This window comes from Microcoleus sp. F10-B2 (assembly GCF_036704965.1).
In the GTDB taxonomy this organism is placed as follows: Bacteria; Cyanobacteriota; Cyanobacteriia; order Cyanobacteriales; family Microcoleaceae; genus Microcoleus.
Genome location: NZ_JAUBTB010000213.1, coordinates 1 through 1,964 on the forward strand (window position 1 = coordinate 1; position 1,964 = coordinate 1,964).

The 1,964-nt window shown below is 45.1% G+C and carries 1 protein-coding gene and 1 pseudogene; both read left to right on the forward strand.

Annotation, left to right across the window (positions count from 1 at the left end):
* Positions 1–45: 45 nt before the first annotated feature.
* A complete protein-coding gene (locus QUA99_RS32675; protein WP_333442226.1) occupies positions 46–207 on the forward strand; it encodes a hypothetical protein in 162 nt (53 codons plus the stop codon).
* 66 nt (positions 208–273) lie between these two features.
* Positions 274–1,849 (forward strand): annotated as a pseudogene (locus QUA99_RS32680) (IS1182 family transposase).
* Positions 1,850–1,964 lie beyond the last annotated feature (115 nt).

Below are 1,964 nucleotides of genomic sequence, written 5' to 3' on the forward strand. Positions count from 1 at the left end.
CTAGAGCGCCAGTCCAGTAAAAGAGGTTGACAAAAAGCCAAAAATATGATGGTCTATAAAAAACTAGCTGGGAAAGCGCGTGCGATCGAAGTAAAAGTAAGCTCTTGGGGGTTGCTAGCACTGGCTAGAGACGAAGAATGGTCGAGCGAGCAATCCACACGCCTGGATGCGTGGTGTCCTGCATACAAGTCGATCGAAAAATATTAATCCCCAAGGCGCACACCCGCAGGTTCGAGCAAACAACCCAGGCGTAAACTACCCAAAAACCAAACAATGCGTCCACCAATCTGGAATCCCCACATCGAATTGTCCGCAAGCGAACAAAACGTAGCCTCGCGCATTCGGAAGGCAAAGTTGTTCTTATTTTTGAGAAACATTAGCCACCAATTATTTGATGAAGAGTTTCAAGTAGAACTAGCAACTCTGTTTAAAGACTTGCTCAGTAGGAAAATGCCCGATCGTACCAGCACAAATAGCTTTAGCAATTATTCTACAAGCTTACACAGGAGTTTCAGATGACGAAGCAATTGAAGCAATGCAAATGGACAGAAGATGGCAATTGGTGTTGGATTGTTTGGATGCAGAACAAGCTCCCTTCGGCAAAGGTACTTTAGTTAGATTTCGGGCAGTCTTAATCGCAAAAGGGGGCGATCGGCGGCTGGTAGAAAAAACAATTGAAATTGCTAAAAAAACCCAAGGATACAGCGAGGGTTCCTTGAGAGCAGCCTTAGATTCAAGTCCTTTATGGGGAGCAGCCCGAGTCGAAGACACCTATAATCTGTTAGGTCATGCACTCAAAAAATCCTTAGAAATAATTGCCAAAAGTACACAACAGGATGTCGGGACGCTCGCAACGCAAGCCGGAGCAGAAATTGTGGCAGCGAGCAGCCTCAAAAAAGCCTTAGATTTAGATTGGGATGACCCGAGTGCTAGAGAGCACGCATTAACCACAATTTTACAAGCACTCCACCAAGTAGAAAGCTGGATCGAATCGCAATCTGACCTAACACAAAAGACAGCAGAATCAGTAAAAAGCAGCTTGGCATCGGCCAAAGAAATAGAAAAACAAGACATAGAAAGGAGGGACGATGGCAGCCCAAAGCTTCGTCAGGGCGTGGCTCCCAACCGCCGGATTGCCATAGAAGACCCTGATATGAAACACGGACGAAAAAGTCGTTCAAAAAAGTTTGATGGATACAAACGCCACATCCTCAAAGACCTAGATACAGGAATGGTAAGAGCCGTAGGAGTAACACCTGCAAATGTAGCAGAAGCTAGTGTTACAGAAGGACTAGCAATTGATTTAGCGTCCCAAAAAGTTGAGCTAGGAGAGTTGCATATCGATCGAGCTTATTTAACAAGCCATTGGGTCAAAGAACGCTCAGCAAGCTTGACAATAATTTGTAAATCTTGGCGAGTCCGCAACGGCAAATATTTTGATAAAACAGCTTTCAATCTCGATTGGAACGAGAGTGTAATCCGCTGTCCCAATGGCATCAGCATACCATTTACCGCAGGAAAAACAGTGCGATTTCCCCAAAAGCAATGTCAGATTTGTCCGCGGCGAACTCAATGTACAGCTAGTTCTAAATGTCGGAGTGTTTCCATTCATCCAGACGAGCCATTATTGCAGGAGTTGCGCGAGCGCCAAACCACAGTAATCGGCCGTCAAAAATTAAGAGAGCGAGTGAGTGTCGAACACAGTTTAGCTCACATCGGTCAGTGGCAAGGAACACAAGCCCGGTACTTGGGACTGCGCAAAAATCTGTTCGATATGCGTCGGATGGCAGTGGTTCACAATCTCCATGTTTTGGCAAGAATGTTTCAAAATCAACAGATATCAGCCTAGCTAAAAAGATACCTTAGTCGCAGATTATATTTTTCCTATCGCTGGCTGGCCGGATTTATTAAGAGCAAAAATCGGCTGAGATTTCGTATGGCAATCATTGAAGAGACACTGCATA

Excerpts from the sequence above, each read along its gene's own strand:
- QUA99_RS32675 (WP_333442226.1), top strand. The coding sequence starts at position 46 with ATGATGGTCTATAAAAAACTAGCTGGGAAAGCGCGTGCGATCGAAGTA.